The 22,650-nt window shown below is 45.7% G+C and carries 26 protein-coding genes; 17 read left to right on the top strand and 9 right to left on the bottom strand.

Features of this window, described 5'->3' with window-relative positions; translation table 11 throughout:
• The coding region (locus tag Q8J68_RS08805) for a peroxidase family protein (RefSeq protein WP_305311145.1) at nucleotides 1-770 on the bottom strand (770 nt) is incomplete at its 3' end.
• 555 nt (nucleotides 771-1,325) lie between these two features.
• Here Q8J68_RS08805 and Q8J68_RS08800 point away from each other — a divergent pair.
• Nucleotides 1,326-1,502, top strand: a complete 177-nt coding sequence (locus Q8J68_RS08800) for a hypothetical protein (RefSeq protein WP_305311144.1) — start codon at nucleotides 1,326-1,328, stop codon at nucleotides 1,500-1,502.
• Between the two features lie 159 nt (nucleotides 1,503-1,661).
• Here the strand turns inward: Q8J68_RS08800 and Q8J68_RS08795 are convergent, their stop codons facing one another.
• The 4 genes from Q8J68_RS08795 to Q8J68_RS08780 all read right to left on the bottom strand — a co-directional run bounded on the left by Q8J68_RS08795 (nucleotide 1,662) and on the right by Q8J68_RS08780 (nucleotide 4,181).
• Nucleotides 1,662-2,009 carry a ferredoxin-thioredoxin reductase catalytic domain-containing protein gene (locus Q8J68_RS08795; protein ID WP_305311143.1) on the bottom strand — a complete coding sequence of 116 codons (348 nt, stop codon included), beginning with the start codon at nucleotides 2,007-2,009 and terminating at the stop codon, nucleotides 1,662-1,664.
• Between the two features lie 10 nt (nucleotides 2,010-2,019).
• Nucleotides 2,020-2,409, bottom strand: coding sequence for a glutaredoxin family protein (locus Q8J68_RS08790; RefSeq protein ID WP_305311142.1), 390 nt, complete (start codon nucleotides 2,407-2,409; stop codon nucleotides 2,020-2,022).
• Between the two features lie 161 nt (nucleotides 2,410-2,570).
• Nucleotides 2,571-2,882 carry a Rieske (2Fe-2S) protein gene (locus Q8J68_RS08785; protein ID WP_305311141.1) on the bottom strand — a complete coding sequence of 104 codons (312 nt, stop codon included), beginning with the start codon at nucleotides 2,880-2,882 and terminating at the stop codon, nucleotides 2,571-2,573.
• A gap of 426 nt (nucleotides 2,883-3,308) precedes the next feature.
• On the bottom strand, nucleotides 3,309-4,181 hold the full coding sequence (locus Q8J68_RS08780) for a diadenylate cyclase (protein WP_305311140.1): 873 nt from the start codon (nucleotides 4,179-4,181) through the stop codon (nucleotides 3,309-3,311).
• A gap of 115 nt (nucleotides 4,182-4,296) precedes the next feature.
• Between Q8J68_RS08780 and thpR the strand changes: the two genes are divergently transcribed.
• Nucleotides 4,297-4,848, top strand: coding sequence for an RNA 2',3'-cyclic phosphodiesterase (gene thpR / locus Q8J68_RS08775; protein ID WP_370867623.1), 552 nt, complete (start codon nucleotides 4,297-4,299; stop codon nucleotides 4,846-4,848).
• Between the two features lie 20 nt (nucleotides 4,849-4,868).
• Here the strand turns inward: thpR and Q8J68_RS08770 are convergent, their stop codons facing one another.
• Complete coding sequence (locus Q8J68_RS08770; protein ID WP_305311138.1) at nucleotides 4,869-5,891, bottom strand: FAD:protein FMN transferase; 1,023 nt, start codon at nucleotides 5,889-5,891, stop codon at nucleotides 4,869-4,871.
• Between the two features lie 110 nt (nucleotides 5,892-6,001).
• Between Q8J68_RS08770 and Q8J68_RS08765 the strand changes: the two genes are divergently transcribed.
• From Q8J68_RS08765 to Q8J68_RS08715, 11 genes are all read left to right on the top strand, one after another.
• Entirely contained in the window at nucleotides 6,002-6,415 is a 414-nt protein-coding gene (locus Q8J68_RS08765; RefSeq protein WP_305311137.1) for a hypothetical protein, read from the top strand.
• Between the two features lie 8 nt (nucleotides 6,416-6,423).
• Complete coding sequence (gene mmcA / locus Q8J68_RS08760; protein ID WP_305311136.1) at nucleotides 6,424-7,926, top strand: methanogenesis multiheme c-type cytochrome; 1,503 nt, start codon at nucleotides 6,424-6,426, stop codon at nucleotides 7,924-7,926.
• Nucleotides 7,927-7,930: 4 nt separating this feature from the next.
• Nucleotides 7,931-9,277, top strand: coding sequence for an Rnf electron transport complex subunit RnfC (gene rnfC / locus Q8J68_RS08755; RefSeq protein WP_305311135.1), 1,347 nt, complete (start codon nucleotides 7,931-7,933; stop codon nucleotides 9,275-9,277).
• 1 nt (nucleotide 9,278) lies between these two features.
• Nucleotides 9,279-10,295 carry an Rnf electron transport complex subunit RnfD gene (gene rnfD / locus Q8J68_RS08750; RefSeq protein WP_305311134.1) on the top strand — a complete coding sequence of 339 codons (1,017 nt, stop codon included), beginning with the start codon at nucleotides 9,279-9,281 and terminating at the stop codon, nucleotides 10,293-10,295.
• Complete coding sequence (gene rnfG, locus Q8J68_RS08745) at nucleotides 10,288-10,854, top strand: Rnf electron transport complex subunit RnfG (RefSeq protein ID WP_305311133.1); 567 nt, start codon at nucleotides 10,288-10,290, stop codon at nucleotides 10,852-10,854. Before rnfD ends, rnfG begins: the two co-directional genes overlap by 8 nt.
• A gap of 10 nt (nucleotides 10,855-10,864) precedes the next feature.
• Nucleotides 10,865-11,479, top strand: a complete 615-nt coding sequence (gene rnfE / locus Q8J68_RS08740) for an Rnf electron transport complex subunit RnfE (RefSeq protein WP_305311132.1) — start codon at nucleotides 10,865-10,867, stop codon at nucleotides 11,477-11,479.
• A 1-nt stretch (nucleotide 11,480) separates the two neighbouring features.
• Nucleotides 11,481-12,065 (top strand): Rnf electron transport complex subunit RnfA, encoded by a 585-nt coding sequence (gene rnfA / locus Q8J68_RS08735; protein ID WP_305311131.1) that lies wholly within the window; start codon nucleotides 11,481-11,483, stop codon nucleotides 12,063-12,065.
• A complete protein-coding gene (gene rnfB / locus Q8J68_RS08730; RefSeq protein WP_305311130.1) occupies nucleotides 12,062-12,862 on the top strand; it encodes an Rnf electron transport complex subunit RnfB in 801 nt (266 codons plus the stop codon). Before rnfA ends, rnfB begins: the two co-directional genes overlap by 4 nt.
• Nucleotides 12,863-12,866: 4 nt before the next feature.
• Nucleotides 12,867-13,199, top strand: a complete 333-nt coding sequence (locus Q8J68_RS08725; RefSeq protein WP_305311129.1) for a DUF4870 domain-containing protein — start codon at nucleotides 12,867-12,869, stop codon at nucleotides 13,197-13,199.
• Between the two features lie 137 nt (nucleotides 13,200-13,336).
• On the top strand, nucleotides 13,337-14,293 hold the full coding sequence (locus Q8J68_RS08720; RefSeq protein ID WP_305311151.1) for a replication factor C small subunit: 957 nt from the start codon (nucleotides 13,337-13,339) through the stop codon (nucleotides 14,291-14,293).
• A gap of 2 nt (nucleotides 14,294-14,295) precedes the next feature.
• Nucleotides 14,296-14,808 carry a small multi-drug export protein gene (locus Q8J68_RS08715; RefSeq protein WP_305311128.1) on the top strand — a complete coding sequence of 171 codons (513 nt, stop codon included), beginning with the start codon at nucleotides 14,296-14,298 and terminating at the stop codon, nucleotides 14,806-14,808.
• Between the two features lie 76 nt (nucleotides 14,809-14,884).
• On the opposite strand, the gene Q8J68_RS08710 is transcribed toward Q8J68_RS08715, so the two are convergent.
• Both Q8J68_RS08710 and Q8J68_RS08705 read right to left on the bottom strand, forming a co-directional pair.
• Nucleotides 14,885-15,097: a histone family protein gene (locus tag Q8J68_RS08710; protein WP_305311127.1), complete on the bottom strand. Its 213-nt coding sequence runs from the start codon at nucleotides 15,095-15,097 to the stop codon at nucleotides 14,885-14,887.
• 222 nt (nucleotides 15,098-15,319) lie between these two features.
• Nucleotides 15,320-15,754 (bottom strand): flavodoxin domain-containing protein, encoded by a 435-nt coding sequence (locus Q8J68_RS08705; protein WP_305311126.1) that lies wholly within the window; start codon nucleotides 15,752-15,754, stop codon nucleotides 15,320-15,322.
• 202 nt (nucleotides 15,755-15,956) lie between these two features.
• On the opposite strand from Q8J68_RS08705, the gene Q8J68_RS08700 reads away from it, so the two are divergent.
• The 3 genes from Q8J68_RS08700 (at nucleotide 15,957) to Q8J68_RS08690 (ending at nucleotide 18,884) form a co-directional block, all read left to right on the top strand.
• Nucleotides 15,957-17,270: a Single-stranded DNA binding protein gene (locus tag Q8J68_RS08700; RefSeq protein WP_305311125.1), complete on the top strand. Its 1,314-nt coding sequence runs from the start codon at nucleotides 15,957-15,959 to the stop codon at nucleotides 17,268-17,270.
• Nucleotides 17,263-18,144 carry an RPA family protein gene (locus Q8J68_RS08695; RefSeq protein ID WP_305311124.1) on the top strand — a complete coding sequence of 294 codons (882 nt, stop codon included), beginning with the start codon at nucleotides 17,263-17,265 and terminating at the stop codon, nucleotides 18,142-18,144. The genes Q8J68_RS08700 and Q8J68_RS08695 overlap by 8 nt, the downstream gene beginning before the upstream one ends.
• A gap of 149 nt (nucleotides 18,145-18,293) precedes the next feature.
• Nucleotides 18,294-18,884 (top strand): hypothetical protein, encoded by a 591-nt coding sequence (locus tag Q8J68_RS08690; RefSeq protein WP_305311123.1) that lies wholly within the window; start codon nucleotides 18,294-18,296, stop codon nucleotides 18,882-18,884.
• 239 nt (nucleotides 18,885-19,123) lie between these two features.
• Here the strand turns inward: Q8J68_RS08690 and Q8J68_RS08685 are convergent, their stop codons facing one another.
• Nucleotides 19,124-20,047: an aldolase gene (locus Q8J68_RS08685; protein ID WP_305311122.1), complete on the bottom strand. Its 924-nt coding sequence runs from the start codon at nucleotides 20,045-20,047 to the stop codon at nucleotides 19,124-19,126.
• A gap of 270 nt (nucleotides 20,048-20,317) precedes the next feature.
• On the opposite strand from Q8J68_RS08685, the gene Q8J68_RS08680 reads away from it, so the two are divergent.
• Entirely contained in the window at nucleotides 20,318-22,546 is a 2,229-nt protein-coding gene (locus Q8J68_RS08680; RefSeq protein WP_305311121.1) for an amino acid permease, read from the top strand.
• The last annotated feature ends 104 nt before the right edge of the window (nucleotides 22,547-22,650 follow it).

Below are 22,650 nucleotides of genomic sequence, written 5' to 3'. Positions count from 1 at the left end.
ACAAGCGCGACGGTCTCTTCATCGTTCATGGCCATGCGTGCAAAGGTCTCTCGAACATCCTTGCCGGAGGCTAGCGGATCCGGATTGCCGTCCGGACCTTCCGGGTTCACGTAGATCAGACCCATCTGCACTGCAGCCAAGGGATTTTCGAGATCCCTGTCACCAGAGTAACGGCTATGAGGCTTGTCACTCGTAGCCAGCCATTGCTCTTCTGAACCCCAGTAAACATCTTCTTCCGGCTCCCAGATGTCCTCGCGCCCACCGCCAAAACCGAAGGTCTTGAATCCCATTGATTCTAAAGCACAGTTGCCGGCCAGGATCATGAGGTCGGCCCAGGAGATATTTCTGCCGTATTTTTGCTTGATTGGCCAGAGCAGCCGGCGGGCCTTGTCAAGGTTCACGTTATCCGGCCAGCTGTTTAGGGGCGCAAAGCGCTGGTTCCCAGAACCTCCTCCACCGCGGCCGTCGCCCATGCGGTAGGTGCCTGCGCTGTGCCACGCCATCCGGATGAACAGTCCCCCGTAGTGACCATAATCGGCCGGCCACCAGTCCTGGGAGTCGGTCATCAGTTCATAGAGGTCTTTCTTCACAGCCTGCAGATCGAGTTTCTTGAATTCCTCAGCGTAGTTGAACTCTTCACCCATCGGATTGGACTTGGAAGAATGCTGGTGCAGAATGTTAAGATTCAGCTGATTCGGCCACCAGTCTCGGATTGGCTTGCCACCGCGGGAAGTTGATTCGATTGTCGGGTCCTTGCTATCTTTATTCATAATGTTTTCTCCTATCTTTGTTTGATTTTATATCAAATTGATTCTGCAGATAAATGGGAACTTGAAAAATTGCTAGAAGAACGTCGCACCATTTTTTGAGTGTAAAATCCAGACGGCTTTCAGGAAATCCTGATAATCAGCGACCACTCAGTAACTCCACTCTTATTCATGAAGACATGAACTAATGCATATATTATCAATCATTATTAATGAAGATTTCGATAAACCTTCATAATACATCACATCATACTAATATATGAATAAAAATAAATAAATCATGTATAATGGGGGTTTAATTGATTTTGCTCTTAATGAAGAATATAACCGCCTTCAGTCTGTTGGAAATAAACTTGCTAACTGTTGTCCTAAGAACTCTCCAGAGGCCAGTTATCAGCGTGAAGGATTTATGCGCGTGGGTGGAAATGGGGGCAGTGGACCAAATTACTGGCCTAACAGTTTTGGAGGTCCTGCACCAGATTCAGGCGTCTTGGAACCGCCTTTCAAGATTTCGGGGCTGGCTGCACGTATTCATACACTCATCCGAATGATGACTTCATGCAGGCAGGAAATCTCTATCGTAACGTGATGACCGATGAGGATCATAAGAACCTTCTAAGTAATTTTGTGTCCACCTCCCAGGCGCAATTAAGCGCATCCCGCTGCGACAGACGGCAATATTCTACAAGGCTGATCCTGAATATGGAAGGAGGGTTGGGAAGGCCGCGGGCTTGACATGGAAGACGTAAAGCAGCTTGCTGGGATTACTCATGAGGAGTACGCAAAGGCAACTGAACAATAAATACCTAGTATGGACAGGAAAATCAACAGACGATCCGCAGGCAAGTACAGTGGCCACAGACGACTGCTCTTTAATGCAGTCTGTAGCCAATTTCAACATTTATTCCTTGACGCCTCAAAGTCTTTTTTCGATATCTGTACCAATTCATCGGGGTCTTCCACATCCTTGTGCACATAAAGTCCGCACCAGCAGCGTTTCATTGCATCGTAGTGGTCCCTGTGGAAGGGTATGCACGGGCACACAAGTTTCATATCGTACTCCCGCTCACCCTTAAGTCCCTGGCAGGGACAGAAAGGACTGCCCTTTTCCTTCTCCAGCATTACTTCCTGCTCCAGCAGGAAATCCACAAGCTCTGTATCAGGGCTGAACTTATAGCCCAGAGGGTCAATAATCCTTTGGAACATCGTCCTGAATTGGTCCATACGCTTCTTCGCATCCATGGGTTTGACCTCACTGCTCAAGAAGACTTGCATATTTCTTTGTATCGTAACCTACAACTACATTTCCTCCGGACTTGATCACAGGAAAAGCCAGTTCTTCCATATAAGAGCTGCATTCCTCCTTTATGGACTTCCGGGTTTCCTCGTCAGCTTTGTCATACTCTATATACTCGACCTGGGCATTTTTTTCCATGAAGAACTTCCTTGCTTTTTTGCACCAAGGGCAGGTAGTTAGGGCGTATATTGTAACTTTTTTCGTATGAGTTTCACTCTCAAACCCAGATGCCTCATCATTTGATATGTTCTCTGTCTTTTCGTCAAGACTTGAGTTGTGCCCCAGGGGCTCAACTACACGCTGGAACATTTTCCTGGACTTATCCATAATTTTCTTTGTATCCACGAATATCACCTCATATTTTCCTTAGATTGGAATGATTTTCTAATTGCAGCCCGCAACTGAACCCTATCCATTAATCATGGGAGGGACATTAATTATCCACAGGGCATGCAGTTCGAATATTCAGACTTGCTGGACTGGTCATCGTCCTCATTAATGGGAACTCACTTTTCAATATTAACGTAGACTTTACCATCAGTGACTTTTGTTTCATAAGAGTCGATTTTTATCTCCTTTGCATCGAGGAACTCCCCGTTCCTTATATCGAAACGCCAGTCATGGCACAGGCACTGTATCACATATTCATCCAGAATTCCTTTTGATAGAGGACAGTTCATATGTGGACAAATGTTGGATAATGCATAAAAACTACTCTCCTGTCTCACTAGTAACATTTTAGTGCCTTCAAGCAACAAGGGTTTTTTTTCACCATCATCCAGATCACTTTCATTTATTGCCAAGAACCATGGGACCAAGTTATCATACCTCCCGAGATAGAACAACCATAATGTAAAGGAACTCCAACATCTTCATACTATATGATTGAATATTCTTTATTGTGACCCCCCATGAGAACTACTGGTCTATTCATTTCATTCACCATGGAAGTATATATTCTCTTTTACTAGGGTTACATTAAGGATTTTGCCCAAGCATGCATACATCTTCCCAGAAAGATTTTTTTGAGTGGAATAAAGCAGGATTTATAGCACCATCTTGTATTCTGCAATTTAAGGATATAATAACTATCGTGGCCATTGGTATCTCAAATTGGGTCCATAGTTAATGGAATATATAAACAATAGAATCATATTAAGCAACATAGACGACTCGAAAAATAATTATCGACAACCAGCCGGTACTTTTATTCCCTTTTCTTCTTCGCACATTCCATTTTTCTTTTAGTTGCAGCGCTTTGCCCTTTCCGTGGACTCTATGGACATAAGTTCCTTTCCGTCCATGTAAACATGAATTACTCCGCCGGATTCTGAGACCGTGATGGCTATTGAGACAGTGTCCCTGGTTATGGCAGCTGCGGATACATGCCGGCCTCCAAGACCTTTGTCCAGCCTGATATCTCTGGCATCCACATCAAGATATCTTCCTGCAGCTTCTATCTTCCCGCCTTCGGATATTATAAATACTCCATCAAGCTGTGCAAATTCCTTTACGGATTCCCAGTTGTTACGGTTCAGGACATCCCTGTCCTCTTCCCTGTGACCTGCATAAGGATTGAGTATTATCTGGTGTGAGCGAAGCAGCACTTCTTCATCATCTCCAAGGATGAACGCTGTACCCACCTGTTTCCCTTCGCGCCCTGTATTGGCCACATCAAATGCTATTTTCAGCACCGCCTGCATAACATCAGGAGTTACTCTCTCCTCGCATGTTTTTAAAGCTTTCACAAGAGGGTTCTCTCCCAGGTCATGGACGATTATTGCACTGGAATCGGCGGTTTCTACGATTCCTACTACCAGGCCCTCATTAAGCTCTCCAAGCATCAATTCAATAGCAGATATGTTCTCCACCTGGTCTATTGTTCCTGTAGCCTGTTGTGCTATCCTGTCTGCTATTTCTTTGATCTTCTCATCCCTGCCTTTAGTTGATGCAACAAGATGGTCGATTATACTCCTTGTGCGGCGGGATGTAAAGAAAACGGGTACGTTTGTTTTGATATCATTCAGGTCGACACCACCGGAAATAATTATCGCAGTGGATCCCAACTCTTCTGCAAGACTAATCGCTGCTTTTACAACTGACCTGATATTGTCCATTTTTCCCCTCTGTGATACTGGTTTGAATCAGTAATATATAATATCTCTCATTATAAATAAAAACTTGTCTGCCAGCGTCAACATTTTAAATCTGCGCATCAAATGATAATTGGTGATGGTCTTGGTGAGAACTTTTGTTGCGGTGGATCTTCCCGAGGAGATGCACTCAAAACTTGCTCATGTCCAGTCCAGATTTGACGGGTTCAAGTTCAAGTTTGTAGATCCTGCTCTGGTTCATATAACCATGAAGTTTCTGGGTGAAGTGTCAGAAGACAAGATAAATGATATATCAAAAGCCCTTGATGAGATTACATATGCTCCTTTCGAAGTATCTCTTCACGGTCTGGGGGTATTCCCCAAACCGAAGTTCGCAAAGGTTATCTGGCTTGGCTGTGAAGGGAATTTTGAGGAATTGCACAAACAGATCGAAACATCGTTGTCACCTTTCGACTTTACAGCTGACACGCATGGTTTTAATGCACATGTGACACTGGCAAGAGTAAAATATCTTCCTAAAAAGAAAAAAGAGGACTTTCTTCATCTGCTTGAAGAGTTGAAGGATCTTGAACTTGGTACAATGCAGGTGGATGCGATCCGGCTCAAGAAAAGCACACTCACCCCTGAAGGTCCTGTCTATGAAACATTGCACGAGGTACGGCTAAAGTAGCCGACTCGTGCCTGATGCTATCACTCACTCTCGTATTGTGAGAATCCGCTGGAGAGGATTATCCTTCTGTCTTCTGTAATTATAAGGCATTCCACTCCTTCCAGTCCCTCGATCATTTCCATGCCATCCTTCTCACCCATTACAAACAATGCTGTTGCAAAGGCATCGGCATCCATTGCGGTGCCTGCTATTACGGTTGCACTGATCAGGCCCTGTGAAGGATATCCTGTGCGTGGGTCCGATATATGCGAGACCCTTGCTGTTTCGTTGAAATAACGCTCATAGTTTCCACTGGTTGCAACTGCCATATCCTCCAGATCCATGACAACAACAACATCGTCGCTCTTTTCGGGATTCTGCAGTCCTACTTTCCAGGGGATTCCTCCTTCCTTGGTCCCCAGATACCTGCCGTCGCCTCCGGCATTAACAAACCCGGATTCAACTTTGTCCTCAATAAGTGATTCTACTGCCAGGTCCACAGCATATCCCTTAGCTATTCCTCCAAGGGTAAGCATCATGTTTTCTTCAAGGGTGATGTTGTTGTTATCTACCCGGATGGCTGAATAGTTTACAAGCCTGAGCGTCTCGTTAATCTCGTCTCCCGAAGGCGCGGTGTATGTACCTCCCGGGCTGAATTTACTTTTCCAGAGGGCGAGTAGTGGGAGTATGGAAACATCAAAAGCTCCCTGGCTGGTCTCTGAATAGTGCCTGGACCTATCAACTACATATATCAGGTCAGGATTTGTATCTGTGATATATCCCTGTCGGTTCAGCAGGCTCAATTCACTGTTGTTGTCGTGGATGTTCATCAGGCCATCTACGTACTCTATACGTTCAAAGGCCTTATCGATGGATTCATGAGCTTTTATCTCATTCGGGCCAAGTACCGTGACAGTCACGGTAGTATCCATTATGATTCTGGTACTTGTGTAGGTGTTCAGGGATTCCTCCTGGATGCCTGTCCCTGCAAAAGGTGCATTATTCATAATTAATATTGATATGATGGCCACTATCATGACAATAGCAACTGTTTTATACTTCATACCGTATGAAAAGATATAATTAATATATATGCACAACGGTACAGTAAACTCAATCGAGTTTTTGGCATATCGATATTTGTTATACGGTTTATCTGCAGGAAGTAATCGCAATGAAGAGCCCCGAAGTTAAAACAGGCACAGGTGGCAGTTCCAGTAAGGACAGATACCTCATTGTTGCCCTTCATCAGTTAATGGAAGAATACGGTTGGAGAGGTATTGAGAAGCATTTCGCTTCTTCGAAACACACTATCATATATGTCAAGCCGGATTCGTTCCTTGATAAAGTCGAGCTTAGAGCCAATGTCCTTGGTAATCATATGGATGTGGATTTTTTAGGTTTCACTCCGGAGAAAGGACTGCTGGATAAAGTATTTGACTTCAATGTACGAGTTGTCCGTAAATCTTTTGAGATCAGTAAATATGTGTCAGACGAAATGAAAATAACCAGCGAACAGAATTTGCGTAATACGGTCATTATTGTTCTCAAACAACTCGAGGAAGTTGCCGAAAAGAAAGAGCAGTGAGGTTATTTATGTCTAAACTGAACACAGTTTTAATTGCAATCCTTGTTTTTATGTTTGCCTCAGCCGGAGTGTATGCGTATGTCGGCTATAGCGGCAATGATGTAATGGCTGTCCATTATATGACGCAGCAGGAATGGTCGGATAGCTCCTGTGAAGGCTGCCATATTGGCATGTACGATGAAGTTTCCGAGTCATACCATGTGCAGCAGAATCTGGCTCAATGGACCACCATAATGGAATATGGCGTCGCTGCTGACAGCATTGAAGGTGAGGCTCTGGCAACCACATATGGTCAGGTACACCCCGGCGGCGGATATATGGCAGAATATGGCCTTGATATCGACTGCATGGTGTGCCATGAACAGAACGGCCTTTACGATTTCCATGCACGTGCTGGGGCAATAAGTGCAGGTGACTTTGAAACAGCTACAGATGCTGCCCTTGATGAGGCAAGGTCACATGCGCAGCAAAGCCCCCTGTATGTATTGAGTTATATGCTCGATGTACTTACGCCACTTCCCATTGTAACAGAAATACATGATCATGTGAATGGTGCCCCCCGACAGGAATTGTGCGCCAACTGCCATGTGAGCGAAGTTTCTACCACAGCTGTTACCTGGAATTCTCCGGAACATTCTCAGTATGATGTTCATGCGGATGTCAACTGTTATTATTGCCATGCTACCGAGGACCACCAGATCGGTCGCAAAGACCTGCTTAATGCCCCCGAGGAAATGCACGCGGCATTCGAAGGAGAGGTAAAGAGCTGTGATTCAGTTGGCTGCCACGCTGGCATATCCCATGGAGCAATGGTTGACGGACACCTTGCAACAGTCAACTGTGAATCCTGCCACATACCTGCACTTCCTGGTGGCGAGATATCCGGCGAATATCCGCTCAGCGAGTTCAGCTGGGCTAATGGTGTGAGTGAAGTGGTGACACATGATTCACAGTTCGCCCCGACCCTTGCCTGGTATAGCGGCACTTACTACGATATGCTTCCGATGGCAGGCAGCAGAGACTCCGGTAATGCTATATTGAGACCTTTCAATGTAATAACAGGAGTATGGTGGGATGAAGGGACGGACCCTGCAGTAGCTGCAGACCCCAATAACAGCTCATCTATTGGTAATCCTATCCAACCTGTACATGTACAGAGAGCTGATGTTAACAACGACGGTACTGTCACGGTCGAAGAGATGCGTTCATTCGATGCAGATGGCAATGGTGAGGAAGATTATCCAAACGCAGTCCTCAGGCGCGTTGAGATGTACTTCCCGGTAAGCCATAATGTAGCAAGTTCTACAAGGGGACTCGCAGAACCCCTTGGATGTTCTGACTGTCACGGTGTCACAGTAACTGCTATCGACTGGGCGGCCCTTGGATTCGAAACAGATCCAGCCGGTGCAGATAACGATTTCACAGGATCGGACATCAGTGTGACCATCCCGGGACAGAAGCCAGCTGAAATAGAAAGAGAGCCGGCTTTTGGTAATTTGTTCAGGAGATGATGGTGTGGAAAGTAAAAGATTGAAGACTATCCCGGAAAAAGTGGTCATCCCATTAAAGCAGCACAATGGTGTTGCATGCAAGCCTCTTGTAAAGAAAGGCGATCAGGTGCTTATAGGTCAGAAGATAGGGGAATCTGTCTCCTACTATTCCTCTGATGTACACTCCAGTGTATGCGGAGAAGTAACGGGTATTGAAGAAGCCCCCAACCCAAATGGGAACAAGGTCCTGAGTGTAGTAATAAAGACGACCGAATCAGAGGAGACGGTAGCTTTCGTACCCAAAAAGCATCCTTCCCAGAAAGAACTGATAACCATAATGCAGGATGCAGGCATTGTGGAACATTACGGTGCTCCTACACACACAGTGCTTAAACCTGAAGGGAAGAAGATCGACCTTGTGCTTATAAATGCCACAGCTTCCGAGTGGATTGGCGGCAAGTATGCGACTCCCAAGGAATATGCTTCCCAGATGATGGATGCACTGAAACTTCTGATGAAGGCTTCAGGAGCTGTAAAGGGTGCTATCATCGTCAGGAAGGATGATGAGGATTCCATTGAAGCTTTCGAAGGTGTGAAGGTAGATGGCAAAGCCCTGCGGGTAGCGCCACTTCTGGGCACACGTCGTCTTGGTCATTACTTCAAAGACCAGGGCTCAAACGTCGTCGTAGCATCCCAGGAGCGGGTACTTGGCAGGAATATCCTTAATTTCTTCACTTACAACGTGACAGGCCGTAAAGTGGCTCTTGGTTGCAACCCTACGGATGTGGGTGTTGCTGTATGCGGTGTCAAGTCTGCAAAGGCTCTTTATGATGCTGTCCATGAAGGCAAGCCGTATTATGAAACAGTCATAAGCATGGAAGGCGCTGTGAACTGCCCTGAATTAATGCTTGTAAGAATAGGCACGCCTTTCAAGGATATTGTCCGTGAGTGCACTTTCAACGGGGAGATTGGCAAGATAATTGCGAACGGAGTTATCACCGGAATAGCACAATATACTGATGAGGTTCCTGTTACCAAGGGAACTACCAGGATCACCCTCCTCACAAAAGAACAGGTCCTTCGTGACGAATCTCTGGATTGTACCCATTGTGCACGATGTGTGGATGCTTGCCCCGTTTCCCTTCTTCCTACCAGGCTCCATGTGCTTGCAGAGCAGGGTCGTTTTGATGAATGCCGCAAGATGCATATCCAGTTCTGTATCGAGTGCGGAAGATGTTCATTTGCCTGTCCTTCTAAGATACACATACTGCAGCTGATCAGGTATGCAAAAAATGCAATAGAGCAAGCCTACGAGGATGATACACCAAAAGAATCTCCGAACCTGAAGCTTGGATGCTGCGGAGGTGAATAACATGGATTACACGATTTCAGCTCCACCACATATAAAATCAAAATTCAGTTTCAGATCTATAAATAGAGCCAAGATACTGGCTCTTATTCCTGTAAGCCTTGCATCTGTATATTTCTTCGGTATACCGGCCCTTGAGATCATACTTGTAGCCGTGCTTGCTGCGGTTGCAACAGAATACGGTATACAGAGAATCTTCAAGAAGAAAGTGACTATCATGGATGGTCATGCTGCACTTATCGGACTTATGTTCGCACTGCTGACCCCGCCCGAAGCCCCTATATGGATACCGATCTTTGGAGCTTTCTTTGCCATAACTATCGGTAAACATGCCTTTGGGGGTATTGGCTCATACGTGTTCAACCCGGTGCTGGTCTCATGGGTATTTGTCAGAAGTGCCTGGGGGGGTTTCATGACTCCTATGTCGATACCGAACCTGGGGCAACTATCGGATCTCGTACTTGAGAATGGTGCCGGTCTGCTTGTGGATGTGTCTCCCATTCTGCTGCTTGGCGGCGTGTATCTGATATACAAAAAATATATTGAGTGGAGAGTGCCTCTTGTATTTGCACTGACTGTTTTCTTCTTCAACCAGACAGTAGCTTTCTTCTCTGCAGTGATGAGCCTTATACAGGAAGGTGTGTTAAACCCTCTGATGTATCTTGCGACAATGTTCATTTTCCTTGAGGTGACAGACGAACTATCGTATGTGATGGTGGGCATTGTTTTCTTTGGTATCCTTTTCCTTGCTACTGACACTCCAACTTCCCCTGTTACCAAGAACGGTCGCCTTATCTATGGTTTCGCCTGCGGTCTGCTGGTGTCTATCTATGGATACTTTGGGAATTATGTTGATGGCACACTCTACGGTATATTCCTTGCGAACGCCATAGCAGCATACATTGAAACAAAGACGCTCCCTGCAATGTTCGGTCATGAATCTCTGCTTGAGAGCTCTTACAGGCGAATTATGAAAAGAATTCCGTCGTCTTTGAAATTTGAGGTGATATCAGATGAGTGAATCTAATAAGGACACTGTAGTTGTCATTGGGAAACTCGTCCTTATATCTGTGATTGCAGCTTTGTTGCTCGCAATTACCTATATACCTACACAGGCACAGTTAGAAAGGAATATAATGGCTGCTCAGGAAGCCATACTTGGAGAGCTTGTTCCCGGGGCAGAGAACTTCGATCCTGTCGAAGGGCCGGCAAATGTTGATGGAGAGAGAGAGATCCTTTATTACCGCGCTCTGGACGGGTCAGGCAACATTATAGGTTATGCTTTCTTCCAGCAGCAGACAGGTTACGGTGGGCCTATCATGGTAGCAGGGGCCGTTGATGCATCATTCTCCACTGTATTGGGAATGGATGTTCTAAGACACGAGGAAACCCCTGGTCTTGGTGCAAGGATAACAACACCTGCTTTCCAGAATCAGTTCGATGGTGCTCCTGTGCAACAACTTGCACTCAGGAGCGGCGGCGGCTCAATTGATTCTATTACCGGAGCTACCGTTTCTGCACAGGCCGTGGTGACTGCATTGAACACGAAGATCAACCAGATAAAGACTGCAGAGGCTTAGGTGATAAATAATGGACGCATTTAGTGAATTTATTAGAGGGATTACAAGGGACAACCCAATACTTGGACTTGTGCTGGGTCTCTGTCCTGCACTGGCAGTCACGACATCTGTGGAAAACGCAATAGGTATGTCGGTAGCCACGGCTTTTGTGCTGGTATGCTCCAACGTATTCATTTCAACGCTGAGAAAACAGATACCTTCAGCTGTCAGGCTTCCCATATTCATCATAATCATAGCAACTTTCGTGTCTATCATAAGGATGGTAATGGAAGCCTATGTGCCATCCATGCATGCAGCTCTTGGGATATTCATTCCCCTTATAGTAGTCAACTGCATTATAATCGGGCGTGCAGAGGCTTATGCAAGCAAGAATAATGTGTTCTTTTCCTTCGTGGATGCGTTGGGTATTGCTGCAGGTTTCCTTCTTGTGCTGGTGCTCATAGGCGGGATACGTGAGATTCTTGGAACCGGGCAGATAGTTGCATTTGGTTACACACTCTTGTCGCTTCCGATAAACCCTGCAGTGACCACTATGATAATGCCTCCGGGTGCATTCCTCACAATAGGGATTATCATGGCAGTCGTCAACTATCAGAGAGCTAAGAAGAGAGCAAAAGGTGGTTAAAATGGAAAAAGCTTTATTGGCGATATTTCTGGAAGGTGTGTTCATCAAGAACTTCCTTATCATACAGTTCCTTGGCCTGTGCTCCTTCGTGGGAGTTACCAAAGATGTAAAGAGTGCAGCAGGAATGGCAGGTGCTGTCGTCTTTGTCATGGCATTGGCAGCCACGGCATCATATATGATATATACTTACATTCTGGTACCTACAACAATGACATTCCTTGACCTGATAAGTTTCATCGTGGTCATTGCGGCACTTGTGCAGCTTGTGGAATTCGTGGTCAGGAAGAACATCCCTGCCCTGTATCGCTCACTGGGCATATACCTTCCCCTTATCACAACCAATTGTGCGGTGCTTGGTGTAGTGATGCTGAACGTCCAGTCAGAGTACAATTTCATACAGAGCGTTGTATTCGGTATTTCTGCAGGTATAGGATTTACAATAGTCATGCTGATGATGTCTGCAATAAGGGAACGTTCATCATTTGTGAGGACTCCTTCTTCCATCAAAGGGCTTCCTCTGGCCTTCCTGATAGCTACAATGCTATCGCTTGCATTTGTTAATTACTTCTGGGTGATACCAATATGAGTACTACCACCACCTTCCTCATCGAGTCGATGGCCATCCTTGGAGGCCTTGGTCTTGCAGTAGGCCTGATGCTGATCTTTGCATCAAAGAAGTTCAAGGTTGAAACCAATCCGCTGGTTGAGGAGATAATAAGTGTCCTTCCAGGTGTCAACTGTGGTGCATGCGGTTACGCAGGATGCAGCGACTTTGCTGAACGCGTGGTCAATGAGAATGCTCCTATCACCGGCTGTCCTGTAGGTGGCTTTGATGTTGCAAAAGAAATAGGCGGAATCATGGGACAGGAAGTCGCTGAAGGTGAGAAACAATATCCATTCATCAAGTGCCATGGAGGTCTCAACTGCGTTGACCGTTTTGAGTATGTAGGATTCGAGGACTGCAAAGCGGTCATGATGCTATCTGATGGCGAAAAAGGTTGCAGCTATGGATGCATGGGTCGCGGTACATGTGTGCGTGCGTGTCCTTTTGATGCACTTTACATCGGAGATGACAGGCTACCCCAGGTGAACAAGTACCTGTGTACAAGCTGCGGGCTTTGTATAACATCATGCCCCAACGATGTCCTGGCTTTTGCGAAGGAGTCTGAAAAGATCCACGTTCGCTGTGTGTCGCATGATAAGGGTAAGGCAGTGAAGGAAGTTTGCACTGTAGGCTGCATAGGCTGCAAGATATGCGAGAAGAACTGTCCCGAGCAGGCTATCACTGTAACTGATTTCCTTGCTGTGATAGATCAGGACAAGTGTACAGCTTGTGGAATATGTGTGGAGAAATGTCCGCAGAACACCATTGAGGCGAGGTGATATAGTGACATACGATACAAAACTGGGTATTGAAGAGAATAAGGTCGCAGCATTGAGCTATGTAGGGCTGTGGGTGTCAGGTATAATTCTCCTGCTCATCGAAAAGGAGAACAGGTTCGTCAGGTTCCATGCCATGCAGTCGGTCCTCGTGTTCCTGCCGCTTTCCCTGCTGGTATTCTTCATAGCATGGGTGCCATACGTAGGCTGGGTGCTGGCCGATTTCATAGGCTTCCCCGCGATGTTCCTTGTAGTCCTGTTCGCATTCATGGCTTACAGGGGAATGAAGTTCAAGATACCTTTCATTGGCAGGTACGCTTACAGGTTTATCTACGGTTAAGCCTATTTTAACGGGTAATGCTGGTTGCAGCATCACCCCTGCTCTATTTTTCAGATATTTAAGCGCTTACGAAAGGTTAAAAAACAACGTTCACCTATACATGTCAAACACTATCTTTTTCTGCCGGAGGGTTAGAAATCAAAGAAGAGATATGGATTGAGAAATACAGGCCCTTTAAGCTTGATGATGTGGTCGGCCAGACTGAAACGGTTGAAAGGTTAAAATCTTATATAAAGACCCGCAACCTGCCTCATCTACTGTTCTCCGGACCTCCTGGTGTTGGCAAGACCGCGACTTCAGTGTCCATAGCGCGTGAACTTTTTGGTGATTCATGGCGTGAGAACTTTACAGAACTGAATGCCTCTGATGAGCGCGGGATAGATGTCGTCAGGACAAAGATAAAGAACTTTGCAAAAACAACCCCTATCGGGGGCGCGGACTTTAAGATAATCTTCCTTGATGAAGCCGATGCATTGACATCCGATGCCCAGTCAGCTCTCAGGCGCACCATGGAGCGCTATACTAACAACTGCCGTTTTATCCTTTCATGCAATTACTCCTCTAAGATAATTGAGCCCATACAGTCAAGATGTGCCGTATACAGGTTCCGCCCTCTCTCCGGTGAGGCGGTTGCAGGACGCGTGCGTTTTGTAGCCCGGAACGAAGGACTCGATATAGCCGAGGACGGCGTGGATGCTATCAAGTATGTTGCCCAGGGTGATATGAGAAAAGCCATCAACTCACTTCAGGCGGCTGCGCTCATTGCTGATACCATCCATAGGGATGCAATTTACAAGATAACTGCCACTGCCCGGCCGGAGCAGGTCCGTGAGCTTATCGAAACGGCTCTCTCAGGTAACTTTACAGCGGCCAGAAAGCATCTGGATGTTTTCCTGCTTGAGCAGGGACTTTCAGGTGAGGATGTTATTGGTCAGGTATACCGGGCTATCTTTGAAATAAACATTCCTGAGAAAAAGATGGTCGAGCTCATAGATGTTATTGGAGAAATCGATTTCAGACTTACTGAAGGTGCAAACGAGCGCATCCAGCTGGAATCGCTGCTGGCTCATTTCGCACTATCCGGAAAGGAATGATCATGTCGCTGGAAGTGCAGTTACTTGAGCTGCTGAGCAGTGTGCCTCCATGGCTTTCCACCATCATAATAAGCTGCCTTCCAATATTCGAGCTTAGGGGCGCCATTCCTATAGCCTTGGGGGTCTATGGCCTGCCTCCATCCAGTGCTTATGTGCTGGCGGTCTTTGGGAACATGCTTCCGGTCATCCCTTTACTCTTATTCCTTGAACCCGTTTCCACTCAACTGCGTCGTTATTCTATATTTGACAGATTCTTCACATGGCTTTTTGGCCGGACCCATAAAAACCACTCCGAGAGGTTTGAGAAGTATGGCATTCTGGCACTCACCCTTTTTGTAGCTGTGCCCCTTCCGGTCACCGGTGCATGGACAGGGTGTGCTGCAGCATTTGTATTTGGGATACAATTCAGGCATGCTTTCCCTGCAATACTGGCAGGTGTCATGATAGCAGGTATAATTGTCAGCATAGTTACGCTGACAGGTATAAGCCTCTTTGATCTTTTCCTTATACGTTAGCCAAGTACGTGAAAAAGTCTGTAGTACGCATATAGGGCCTGAATCTCTAAAAAGTACTTAAAATCAAAAACAGGGATTATTTGCCCAGCATTTCCCGGGCCAGCTTTATATCTTCAGCCTTGACTGTCTTCCTTCCTGCGTGCTCTGCCAGTTTTATAGCTTCCCTGGCAACCTCTAACCCGTAAGACTCAAGCATTTCAGTAAGGGCCATTGCTGCTGATTCACTGACTCTCTGTGCGCCAGCGTTCCTTATTACTCTTTCAATGGGTGCAAATGGTATTATTGTCATAAATACGCCTCAATAAAACTTACATCTTCTAATAAAGCATTCTATATATGTTAATTGGTAAATAAGGTATATAAAGATGCTTAATCCTCAAATGAGCCCGGCAGCCGCATTATAGCTGTTTTTAGTACAGAGTAAACTCAATAGGGTGTCAGGCAGGTGTATTTTAACCGGGGAGAATGCACAATAAAAATTATCCGGAAATTCCGGAAGGAGAGCAAGATATTACCTGTTCTTCATTCTCTCTGCAAGGTCTTTCCCCAGGCGGTTGCATTCAAAAAGATCCTTTTCGGTGGGTGTGTACTGTATCCTGAGCACAGGGTCAATAACCTCTACTCCGGCATTGCGCAGTTTTTCTGCTATCTTTACCGGCGCCTCTCCACTCCAGCCGTAAGAGCCAAAAGCAGCCCCTATCTTCCCATCAACACCAACCTCGACTATCCGGTCAATGAACTTTGCTATAGGGTCAAGCATGGTATAATAAAATGTAGATGATCCGACAGCTATGGCATCATAATCTGCTATCTCGGCAGGGTCCCACTCATGGAAATTGTTGACCTTTACTTCAACATGGCGTTCCCTGGCTCCTTCTGCGATGGCTTCAGCCATCATCTGTGTATTTCCCTGGGTACTAAGGTATACGATTGCAAGTTTTGGCATGTAAGTTCCTCCTGCGTGGAGATATGTCGGGCCGACAAACAATGATTCACTCCACACGGAAAATGAGGTATGATAGTTGATATACCTTTCTTTTACCATTTTTAGAATTGAGAGTTTTGTCAGCGGGTTATATTTATTGCTGATGGCCCTATTTTGATAATGACTTTCTAATATGACCTTCACTTATATACGGAGGCTATCTATGGATGAGAGAATTGCGCCCCATGTAGAGGAAATAAGCAGGGCGCTTGGAAACAGATATGCAGAAGAAATAAGAATTGAACTGGAAAAGCTCTTGCAGTTCAAGGTTCCGCTCGACGAGGCAAAAAGAACCATCCTGAACAGGTTTATGTCAAGGTCCCCGACATCTGTCCAGGTAAAGGATTTAGTGAGCGGAATGAACAGTTTTGATATCACAGGCCGCATCATCAGCATTGAGAAAAGGACTGTCACTGTACAGGGAGAGCAGAGAAGTGTTTTTACCGGCTCTTTTGGGGATGGTACCGGTATCTGCTCTTTTACGTGCTGGGATGACATGTCGCTTAAGGCCGGAGATGCTGTCCGGATAAAGAATGCATACACAAGACTGTGGAATAACCGACCCGAGCTTTACTTTGGCAAGCGTTCGCAGATCGAGAAGCTCCCGGATGGCATGGTGCAGGGAATAGAAGAGATGTCCCACCAGAATCTTAAGAAGCTTCAGGATATAGCTCCTGCTGATGTGGTGGCAAATTCTATTGTGGTCATAGTTGAGATGTACCACCGGGATGTCCCGATGAAGGGCAAACTATTGACAATCACCGAGGGTGTCATTGCAGACGAGACTGCAAAGCTTCCCTTTACTTCGTGGACACCGCTCAAAGGTGCGGATATCGGGAGCTTTATTCGGTTTGAAGGTGCAACCGTCAGGATATTCAGGGGATTGCCTTCCATTAATTTCAGCGAGAGTACTGCTGTAAGCGTGATATCACAGCCTGAGGATCTGCCATTCACGCTGGAGTCTGTAAGCAAGGCATCAGATCCTGTTCCTATTGGCAAGGTACTTGAAAAGAGCGGTATATTCGATGTAACCGTAGCTGGGAATATTATTTCAGTCAGGCCTGGTTCCGGGATGATCGACCGGTGCCCTGTGTGTAACAGAGTGACCCAGAAAGCAAACTGCAGGGCTCACGGTTCAGTTGATTGTGTGTCTGACATGCGCATAAAGTTTATCCTTGATGATGGGACCGGCTCCCTACATGTGATGCTTAACTGCGAGTTGTCAGAGGTGGTTTACGGAAAGAGCATGTATGAAGCAGAAAAGATGGCCCTGGAATCCATTTCCAAAGAGGTTGTCTACGATGACATGAAACGCGTGCTTACAGGAAAGTATATTGTTATCAGGGGTAACTCCTCACGGAATGAGTTTGGTGTCACTCTGGTTGCAAAGTCTGCCTGGTACCCGAATACAGACCTTAAGGAACGCATAAGCTCTCTGCTTGAAAGAATTGAAGGAAAGGTGATTGACGATGGCTGAAAGAGAGATGGCCCACAGGGTATTTGCCAGGGAGTTCAATGACTCCAGATTCCAGATCAGCTCCAGCTCGGACGTTACCAGCCAGGCAGACCTGCATGCCCCGAATTTCCTTGTGACAACGGCAGGTGCAAAGGTGAATCGTCTTTTTATAGCCGGAGTCATAACGGAGGTAGAAGATATCGGGAGTCATAAAGGGGGAGAAAAGGAGCTGTGGAGAGCAAGAGTGTCGGACCCGACAGGTACATTTACCGTGTATTCGGGAAATTTCCAGCCGGAAACATCGGTGTTCCTTTCGACAGTTGAAGTCCCTTCTTTTGTGACCATTATCGGAAAGGTCCGTTCGTATGAACCGGGAGATGGCTCGGTTTTTGTCTCATTGCGTCCTGAGGAGATCAACCACGCTGATGAGAACACTCGTAATCGATGGATGGTTGATACCGCGGAACTGACACTTGATCGTCTGGATGTCTTTGAAGAGGCCCTATCATCAGGCATTAGCGGAATGGAGCTGTTCGACCACCTTTCACTGAAGAACGTACCGTCGCATATTGCAGAAGGGGTATGCATGGCTCTGGACTTTTATCGAACTGACAGGTCTTACATCCAGGGTATGAGGAAACATATCAGGGATGCCCTGTTCTCCATAGAGAGCAGTCTGTCTGCAGTTTCAGGCGACCTTTTCGATACTGAGGAATTTATCATGGATCTTCTGCAGGAGATGAACGGGGGAAAAGGTATGGAATACACTGAGCTTCTCCGGCAAGCAGGTTCAAAGAACATTCCGGCAGTATCAGTTGAAAAGACTGTACGTTCGCTCCTTTCAGAAGGGCACATATACGAGCCTAAAGTAGGTTTCTTCAGAGCAATTGTCTGAAAGGCCTATTTATTTTACCGGTTCGATGGTCGGTATTGATATAGTGCAAGGTGTTATAATATGCGTTATACTTAAATATAGATAAATATTAATTGTGACAGCACAAGACTACAATTTAACTATTTATATGTATAAATGTGAGGTAGATCATGCAGCGTGATGAGATTATAGAACAGGTCATCTGTTGTATTAAGAATATGAGCGGTGTGGGAGATATTCTTGTTCTCACCGATCAGGACCGTGAGATTATCAGGGAACTGGAAAAGAAGGCCGATCAGATGACCCTGATGGGTCTTGGGATAGGCGATAACAAAGGTGTCAAGCAGGTCCTTGAGAATGATGTAATATTTGCATTCACGACCGATATGAATTTCAAATGGCCCCCGGGACCAAATGTGATCCTTATGCATCATGGTTGTGTGGTGGGCGAGGATGTTGATGACGAGCAGAAACTGAAAGAACTTAAAAACTGCAAAACCAACCTTATTATTGGAAATATTGTACTCTTTGATACAGGTGTTCTTAAAAAGATGGATGGTAAAAAAGATCCGCTGATTATAGTGATGCCTCCGAAACCCTGCCCTGAAGTGGATGATGTCCCTGAAGTGTGCAATGCAACACTAGCTTCCCCATCTCCTCCGAGTGATGAATATATGAAAGAGAGAATGGGCCTTAAGAATATACACGGCACAGGCACTTTCATGCTGGGTTTTGATTTCGAGTGTGGATGCGATAAGTAATCTAAATATTTCCGGGATTTATTACTTCCGGAAGCTTTTTTTCTTTTGATGTGCTCGTTACCATACTGTAAGTATGGCATTCATTATGCTGGAGACACTTTTTCTATCCTGGGTATGCAGGGAAAACCTTAGCTCTTTCATAAGCACACAGCATTCGCTCAAGTTGCATGTGATACAGGAACCAAAAAATACATCAATAAAAATGATGAGATTAATAAAGAGGCTACAAGTAGCCTCTTTTACTTGCCTTTGTATATCTGCAGTGCCTCTTCCACCGACGCATCCTCTATCGTTATGGCGTAGACGGCATTGCACATCCTCACAGCTTCATCCAGCGGTCTCTGATGGATATTCCTGCCGGTTGCATTTCCCTGGGCGCCGCTTATGTGTATCTGTTTGTGCAGCTTTCTCAGGAATGGTTCACATTCATCACTGGAGCCACCTGCACAAACCACTTTTGTCCTTCCGGCAGCCAATACTGCCTCTTTGAATACTTCTTCGGACTTCTGTCCTTCCTTCTTGGGGTAGTTTACCTTCACAAAGTCAGCGTTAAGGGCTGCCCCGACTCCTGTAGCACCTGCTATAAGATGCGGGTCTTTCTCGTCCTCCACTGCTGCTCCCCGGGGGTATATCCAGAGGACTGTGATAAGGCCATACCTGTGTGATTCGTATATGAGCTGAGCTGCCTGGTTCAGCATATCGGCCTCAAACTCGCTTCCAAGGTAAATGGTGTACCCAACGCCAAGTATCCTGAGCCCGCTGTTGTCGCGGAACTCAGCTACCTGCCTGGCATCGTACCACTGGTTGCTGAAAGGGTCCATCTGCTCGGTTTCCACAAGGTTGGACTTGGAATTGACCTTCACCAGATAAGGTACGTCCGCATAGTCCATCCCATATCTCGCAATAAGGCCAAGCTGCGTAGCGAAAACACCAATCTTCCCTTTGGCTGCTATCCTGAAAAGGTGTTCAGGGTCGTTGTCATCCTCCGGGATGCCCTTGCCGAAGAAATCATCGTTCAGGTGCTCCACTTTCTGGTCGCCTGCAAAAAGCATCATCCTTCCTGTCCCTTTGGTTATTTCCATATAGTTCTTTAAGTAGGTTGCACGCGCAGCCAGCGGTACATCTAAAGGTATTTTTATATCTTCTTCCCTGATTGAGACCATTCTTATCACCCATACTCGATAATTCTGCTTATATACATTTTTTCTTGCGTAAGTAACCATTAATCATGTTTTTCTATTTTAAACATTGTGTGAGAACCTGAAGTCATTTATGTGGAAGGCAAATGAAAATAGTGACATTTTTATACTTATTTGACCACTTACTTGATTACTTAACTATCATTTGTTACTGGTCCTTTCGGCAGAAAAACCAAACCCACTCCTTTACTTTCTTAGTATTGGTGTAATAATTTGACCACATGAGGTATATCAATGGGTACGATCAGAACCACAGAAAGACTTGGACGCAGCCTGGGTTTTTTTCAGACCTTTGCCATCGGGACAGGTACAATGATAGGGGCGGGCATATTCATATTGCCCGGGATAGCAATATCCGCAGCAGGTCCGGCAGCTATACTCTCTTTCCTTTTTGGCGGCATCATATCAATGGCAACTGCCATAAGCATGGCTGAACTGGCTACCGGCATGCCCAAGGCAGGAGGCAGTTATTATTTCATCAGCAGGGCGATGGGTGCAGCCTTTGGCGCTGTCATCGGTTTGGGGGCATGGCTTGCACTGGTGTTCAAAGGTTCTTTTGCGCTGATCGGGCTGGCAGATTATCTTTTTGTATTAATTCCAATACCCATAATGGTCACAGCAGTATCAGCAGGTCTTGTATTTCTGGTCATTAACTACAGGGGAGCAAAAGGAAGCGCATCTTTCCAGAACCTTATTGTCATATTCTTGATTTTGATAATGGGTGCTTTCATATTAAGGGGATATTCCATAATAGATTCTTCTCGTTTCACTCCTTTTGTACCATTTGGATATTCTTCGATATTTGCTACCACTGGGCTCATATTCATTTCATATCTGGGAATAAGTGAGCTTGCGTCAGTATCTGAAGAGGTGAAAAACCCTTCAAGGAACCTTCCTTTGGCACTAATTTCTTCTGTCGCGGTAGTAACGCTCATCTATCTTGGTGTGATGATTGTGATAAGCGGAGCCCTTACCTTTGAGCAATCAATGAACACCTATACTCCTCTGGTAGATGTTGCTGAAATGATGGGTGGCAATCTTGGTAAAGTGATGATTGTCATCGCTGGTCTCCTTGCTACTATTTCTACTGCCAACGCTGCTATAATGTCATCCTCAAGGTTCCCTTTCGCCATGAGCAGGGATAATCTGATTCCGCGGTGGTTTATTTCGATACACGAAAAGTATGACACTCCTCACAATGCGATCCTGGCTACCGGAATCCTGATGATATTGCTTTTATTGCTGTTTAATGTGGAACAACTGGCAAGACTTGGAGGTACTTTTAATATCCTCATGTTCGTATTGATCAATTCCTCGGTAATAATCCTGAGGAACAGATCGCTCGAAGAGTATAAACCTGCCTTCAGCGACCCTTTTTATCCTTGCACTCAGATAATAGGCATTATTTTCAGTCTTGCATTGTTGCCTACTATGGGGTTATTGCCCCTGGTTTTCGCATTGTTTATCATCTTTGCAGGGCTAACGTGGTACAAGTACTATGGAAAAGGAAAAGCCTTTCCCAAATATGACATTTTTGATGTCCTGGAAAACAACATCCAGCCTGTACCACTGGAGGCCAGTTCTAAGATCAAGATACTTGTCCCAATAGCAAACCCAAAACATGAAATGGACCTGCTTTATCTTGCCGACAATCTTGGTGATCAGATAATAGGTCTTAGCGTTATCAAAGTCCCTCAGCAGACCAGTTTAACAGCAGCTCAGGAAGCATTTCATGAGAACAGGCTCATGATGGATGGCCTCCTGAGGGAAAGGTTTGAAAAATTTCCTATAATTGTAGGCCACGAAAGGGAATACATAATAGCTTTTGACCACAGCATCACGAATTCCATAATGGAGCAGGCTCAACTGGAGAAAGTCGATTTCATCATAATTGGATGGCATGAAGTGAACCGCTTCCATCCATCTCTTGGAACTGTTGCAAACCAGGTACTTTCTGTTGCAAACAACAATACAGTTGTATTGAAAGGTTATCTTCCTGCGAAGATAGGACGCATAGTCGTTGCCTATAACGGGAAGGAGAACTCTCGCTATGGGTTGCATCTTGCCAGGAGATTGTCAAAGAGCACTGGTGCTCCGCTGCATGTACTGAGAGTGGTAAAGCCCAATGTTGCAGAGGATGTGAAAGTTTCTGCTCACCGTGATCTTGAGGAGCTTGCCAGGGATACTTCTATGGCACCTATTGTTTATCATGTGAAGGAACACTTCTCGGCTGAGAATGCGGTACTTGAGTTCCTTATGGAAGACGATCTCCTGATAATAGGTGACTCAAGCAGCAGGTTCAAGTTCTCTTTAATAGGTAATCTGCCTTATGTGCTGGCCAAGGGATACAAGGGCCCCCTGCTGATCATCAAGAAGCATAAACCGCTCTCTTCAGAAGGCGTCAATAACATGCTGCTGAAGAAGCTGAACAAGCTTAAGTTTTACATACGAGGTCCTCAATGAACTACATTGATATCGTCCTGGCATAACGTTTATGGTGATTGCGAATACTTTCACCATGCTTGGTGCGAGATTATATACTACTAACACCTACACTACAATTGCCT

Source organism: Methanolobus sp. (genome assembly GCF_030682845.1).
Lineage (GTDB): Archaea > Halobacteriota > Methanosarcinia > Methanosarcinales > Methanosarcinaceae > Methanolobus.
The sequence above is the reverse complement of the archived record's forward strand: the minus strand, read 5'-3'. Positions and strand labels throughout refer to the sequence as shown.